The organism is Promineifilum sp. (SeqCode) (genome assembly GCF_041918635.1).
Lineage (GTDB): Bacteria > Chloroflexota > Anaerolineae > Promineifilales > Promineifilaceae > Promineifilum.
Map to the genome: position 1 here is coordinate 1 of NZ_JAYRVJ010000240.1, position 4,710 is coordinate 4,710.

5 protein-coding genes are annotated in these 4,710 nt (G+C 66.8%); 3 read left to right on the forward strand and 2 right to left on the reverse strand.

Translation table 11 applies throughout. From position 1 onward, the window contains the following. The first annotated feature begins 159 nt into the window (after nucleotides 1-159). Both ACE3UY_RS08130 and ACE3UY_RS08135 read left to right on the forward strand, forming a co-directional pair. Nucleotides 160-675 (forward strand): DUF3592 domain-containing protein, encoded by a 516-nt coding sequence (locus ACE3UY_RS08130; RefSeq protein WP_374687043.1) that lies wholly within the window; start codon nucleotides 160-162, stop codon nucleotides 673-675. Nucleotides 676-794: 119 nt separating this feature from the next. Further along, complete coding sequence (locus ACE3UY_RS08135; RefSeq protein ID WP_374687044.1) at nucleotides 795-2,192, forward strand: sialidase family protein; 1,398 nt, start codon at nucleotides 795-797, stop codon at nucleotides 2,190-2,192. A gap of 101 nt (nucleotides 2,193-2,293) precedes the next feature. Here the strand turns inward: ACE3UY_RS08135 and ACE3UY_RS08140 are convergent, their stop codons facing one another. Continuing rightward, entirely contained in the window at nucleotides 2,294-3,133 is an 840-nt protein-coding gene (locus ACE3UY_RS08140; RefSeq protein ID WP_374687045.1) for an ABC transporter permease subunit, read from the reverse strand. 113 nt (nucleotides 3,134-3,246) lie between these two features. Beyond that, on the reverse strand, nucleotides 3,247-4,158 hold the full coding sequence (locus tag ACE3UY_RS08145) for an ABC transporter ATP-binding protein (protein ID WP_374687046.1): 912 nt from the start codon (nucleotides 4,156-4,158) through the stop codon (nucleotides 3,247-3,249). A gap of 198 nt (nucleotides 4,159-4,356) precedes the next feature. Between ACE3UY_RS08145 and ACE3UY_RS08150 the strand changes: the two genes are divergently transcribed. Continuing rightward, the coding region (locus ACE3UY_RS08150; protein ID WP_374687047.1) for a hypothetical protein at nucleotides 4,357-4,710 on the forward strand (354 nt) is incomplete at its 3' end.

Sequence of the window (4,710 nt, forward strand, 5' to 3'; positions counted from 1 at the left end):
ATGGCCGTTCTTGCGAGTGCGAAGAACGGCCATGAATTGCCTGACCATGAACCTACGTTCCAGGTGCGACCCACTTCAGAAAGTGGGTCGCACCGGTCGGGAAGAGCGCTCTTCCCTATCCCCTAGAACCTGGCCCCCATCCCATGCTACAATAGCCGCATGATCCACACCGACACGGCGGACGAGGCGCGGTGGAATCGGGTGCGGCTGCGGCAGACGCTGGTCAGCATCACCGCGCTGTGGGCCGTCATCGGGCTGATCGTCGTGATTGCCGGGGCGGTCGAGTACGGCCGCGTCCGCGTCGTGGCCGGCTGGACGCCGGTGGAAGGCGTCGTCGAGGCGGTAGCCATCGAGCGCGTGGAGCGCCGCGGCCGGGTTCCCTTCTTCGTGCCCTCCGTTCGCGTCGAATATAGCTACTCGTTCGACGGTCGCGCCTACACCAGCGACCGCGTGGCGTTCGACCGGCGGCCCATCCCTCCCGACAGCGACGACGGCCGGCGGCTGCTGGCCCTGGCTCCCGGCGCGTCCATCCCCGTCACCGTCAACCCCGCCGCGCCGGCCGAAGCTGTCCTGCTCCGCGACTCGCCCACGCGGGCGCTCATCAACGGCGCGGCCCTACTCGCCCTGGCCGGGGTGATTGGGCTGTTGGCAAAGGTTGTTCGTGTGGCGGAATGAATTCACCACGGATTGACACGGATTCGACGGATATAAACGGATTGAGCGCAAGATTCAATCCGTCTTCATCCGCCAAATCCGTGAGAATCCGTGGTTGATTTATTCCTTTGGAGGCTGACATGATGAAGCGTGTATGGCGCAAGAGGATGGGGTGGCTGATGGCGTTGGTGTGGGTGGGTGTGGGGGCGGCGCTGCTAGGCCAGCCAGCCGCGCCGCGGGCGGCGACGGGCGAGGCGGAGAAGGTCGGCCCCGGCCGCTCTCTGCCCGGCCAGGTGACGGTCGAACCGCGGCCCGCGCCCTCCGCCCGCGTGGCCGGCTTCGACGCCGAGCGCGTGTGGAGCGAACACGACGACTGGGAGCCGGCGCTGGCCGTCGATCCCTCCTCTGATTATGTCTACCAGCTGACCACGCGCTACTCCGGCCCGCCCGCCTGTCCCCACTGCGGCCTGCCGGTCATCGTCTTCCGCCGCTCGGCCGACGGCGGCGGGACTTGGGAACCCGACCGCTACCTGGCCGAAACGCGCCGGACGCAGAACGACCCCATGATCGAGGTCGCCAGCGACGGGGCGATCTACGCCGCCTACCTCAACGAGTACCGGCCCGGTGTGCGCTTCACCAAGTCCACCGACCACGGCCGGACCTGGTCACGCCCGGTCACCTTCACTCGCCTCTTCGCCCGGCCGCGCTGGAACGACCGGCCGGTGCTGGCGATCTCGGCCGACGGCCAGCACGTCTACCTGGCCTTCAACGCCAGCGACAGCTACGTCGTCGCCTCCCACGACTTCGGCCAGACGTGGTCGGCGCCGGTGCGCACCAACCAGGACGGCCGCTACTGGTTCCACTCGGCCGGGGCGGTCGCGCCCGACGGGACGGTCTACTTCGGCGCGGTCGATTACAGCCAGGACTACACCGGCGACTCCTTCATCAGCGTCCTGCGCTCGGCCGACGGCGGGGCGACGTGGACAGCCATACCGCTCGACGTGTCGGCCGAGATGCCCGACTGCGACTGGGCCGCCGGCTGTTACTTCGGTTTCCTGGGGCCGTCCATCGGGCTGGCCGCCGACCGGACTGGGGCGCTACTGGCCGCCTACCACACTGGCGACGCACCGGGCGCGCCGCAGCGCATGTACGCGCGCCGCTCGGCCGACGGCCTGGCGTGGAGCGAGCGCCAACCGCTATCGGGTGAGAACCTGGAACACAACGCCTTCCCGGCTGTGGCCGCGGGCCGGACGGCGGGCGACTTCCGCGTGGCCTGGCAGGGCAGCTTCGACGGCCGGCCCGACGCCTGGAACACCTGGTATCGCCGCAGCGTGGACGGCGGCCGGACGTGGGATCGCGCCGCCCGCCTGTCCGACCTGGGCGAGGGCGCGCCCTATCGCCACGCCGACGGCTTCCGCTTCCCCTATGGCGACTACATCGAGATGGCCGTCGACCGCCACGGCCGCAGCCACGTCATCTGGGGCGAGGGGTTCAGCTACTTTGGGCCGGGCGGGTCATGGTATACGCGGGGGAGGTAGAAAGAGGCTCACGCAAAGAGCGCCAAGAAGCAAAGAACGCAAAGATGCATTCCTCTTTGCGTTCCTGGAGTCCTTTGCGCTCTTTGCGTGAGCCTCTTTGTTCAGGCGCTTTTCGGCCGGCGAAGGCTCCAACTGCGTTCGCCGCCCACGCGGATGTCGCGGCGCAGGAAGAGGAGCCAGGCCGCGGCGGCCAGCAGCACGCCGACGGCGGGCAGGCTAACAGCCTGCGCTACGTTGAGGCCCTCGATGGCGTCGCCGCCCTGGAAGAAGTAGTAGGGCGTTACTTCCAGGATGGGTTGCAGGTCGGGGTTGAGGTTCGCTAGGCCGACCAGCAGGAAGTTCGCCACCAGCAGCCCGCCGGCCGTGGACGAGGCCAGCCGCGCCGAGGGAAACAGCATGCTGAGCAGCAGCGACAGCCCGCCGAACAACACCAGGATGCCCCACATGGAGATGAACGGCCGGAAGAGCGCCCAGGCCGTCACCGGCATCTCCGTCATCGGCAGCGTCACCGCCCAGCCCAGGTAGCCGATGATCAGCACCAGCGCCGTGGCCGCGGCGAAGCCCAGCCAGCGCCCCCAGAACAGCGCCGTCCGGCTGATCGGATAGGCCATCGTCAGGTCGAGCGTGCCCCGCTCCTCGTCCCCGGCCAGCAGCCCGGCGGCGGCCGAGACGGCAAAGATGCCGACGATGAGCGGCACGTACAACGCGAAGTAGACGCCAAAGTAGCCTTGCGGCGTGGCAATGGCGGCGAGGTCGCCGAAGAAGGCCATCACCTCGGGCGGGTAGGTGGCGATCAGTTCTTCCAGCCCCTCGATGTTGTTGACCGTGTCATAGATGCCCCCCATGAACAGCCCATAGAGCGCCAGCCCGATGCCCCAGCCGATGATCTGCCCCCGCAAGCGGCGCAACGTATGCCTAAACTCCGCCCACAACCCGTACATGTTATCCTCCGAAGAGATTAAACACGGATCGGCACGGATAATACGGATTTTGCGTATTGAATATCGCATTCAATGCGTGTTTATCCGTTACATCCGTTTCATCCGTGTTTAATTCATTCGTCTGCATACAAGGTCAGGAAGATTTCTTCGAGCGACGGCCGCTCGGTCTCCAGGTCGCTGACGGGGAAAGCGGCCAGGGCCTTCACCAGCGGATCCATGTCCCCCTCGACCTGGAGCGTCACGTCCGTCATCCGGCCGCCCACGCCATCGCCGTCCAGCCGCGTGACGCCGCGCACCACGGCCAGCGCCACCGCGTCCACCGGCTCGCCAAAGCGCACGCGCACCCGCCGCACGGCCAGCCGCCGCAAATCACTGGGGGCCAGCGTCGAGACGATCCGGCCGCCGCGGATGATGGCTACCCGTTCGGCGATGGCCTCCACCTCGCTGATGATGTGGGAGGAGAAGAAGACCGTCGCGCCGTCCACCTGGGCCTCGCGCAGCAGCCGGTACACCTCCTGCTGCATCAGCGGGTCGAGGCCGGAGGTCGGCTCATCCAGCAGCAGCAACTCCGGCCGGCCCATCAGCGCCTGCACCACCCCCACTTTCTGCTTATTGCCCTTGGACAAGTTCTTGACCGGCGTGTGCAGATCGAGTTGCAGCCGCTCGGCCAGGGCGCGGACGGTGGCCCAATCGGGACGGCGCTCGCGTAACTCGCCGAGACCGCGCAGGACGCGCTCGGCGGTCAGGTTGGCCTCCAGGCTGAGTTCGCCTGGTAGATAGCCCACGCGCCGCCGCACAGCCACGGTGTCGGCCTGTGGGTCCAGCCCCAGCACGCGCGCCGTCCCGCCGTCGGGCCGGATGAGGTCAAGCAAACAGCGGATGGTCGTCGTCTTGCCCGCGCCGTTGGGGCCCAGAAAGCCGAAGATCTCGCCGCGCAGCACGTCCAGATCGACGCCGCGCAGGGCGGGCGTTTTGCCGTAGCTTTTGGTGAGTCCTTGAAGGTGGAGAGCGAGTTGTTCGTCCATGTCATCTCCCTCGCGATGGATGGATCATACCACTGAATTGCTAGACCTGACAGGTGGGCGGCTACACGGCTTTTTGCCAGCATAGCAACTGTGGCCGCCCACCCCTCAGGTCTGAGCGCGCCTATTGACAAATCCCATTGTATGCACTATTGTTTAGTCGTGTCTAAATTATTAATTCGGTTATATTAAGAGGTGCTCATGCTCCCCCTTGCCAGCTTGCTCGATCACAGTCTGTTCTACGGCGCGATCCTCAGCGTGCTGATGAGCGCGCTCATCCTGGGCACGCTCTACCTGCGGCCGATGGCCTGGGCGGGCGACGCGCCGCCCGACGTGCGCGCCGCGGCCGGGCCGCTAAGCGACGACGACCGGCGCTTCAAGCGCGTCGCCGGGGTAGTGATGCTAGTTATTCTAGTCGGCGTCTTTGGCGCGGCGCTGGCGGCGCTGGCCCGGCTGGGCGGCGGGACGGTTACCTTCCTCGACGCAGCCGTGTCCACCTTCCTCATCTTCACCGTCTTCAACCTGGTAGACTTGTTGCTCATTGACTGGCTGCTC

What these genes read in the sequence shown, in the direction of transcription:
- ACE3UY_RS08130 (WP_374687043.1), top strand. Translation starts at nt 160, where the DNA reads ATGATCCACACCGACACGGCGGACGAGGCGCGGTGGAATCGGGTGCGG.
- ACE3UY_RS08135 (WP_374687044.1), top strand. Translation starts at nt 795, where the DNA reads ATGATGAAGCGTGTATGGCGCAAGAGGATGGGGTGGCTGATGGCGTTG.
- ACE3UY_RS08140 (WP_374687045.1), bottom strand. Translation starts at nt 3,133, where the DNA reads ATGTACGGGTTGTGGGCGGAGTTTAGGCATACGTTGCGCCGCTTGCGG.
- ACE3UY_RS08145 (WP_374687046.1), bottom strand. Translation starts at nt 4,158, where the DNA reads ATGGACGAACAACTCGCTCTCCACCTTCAAGGACTCACCAAAAGCTAC.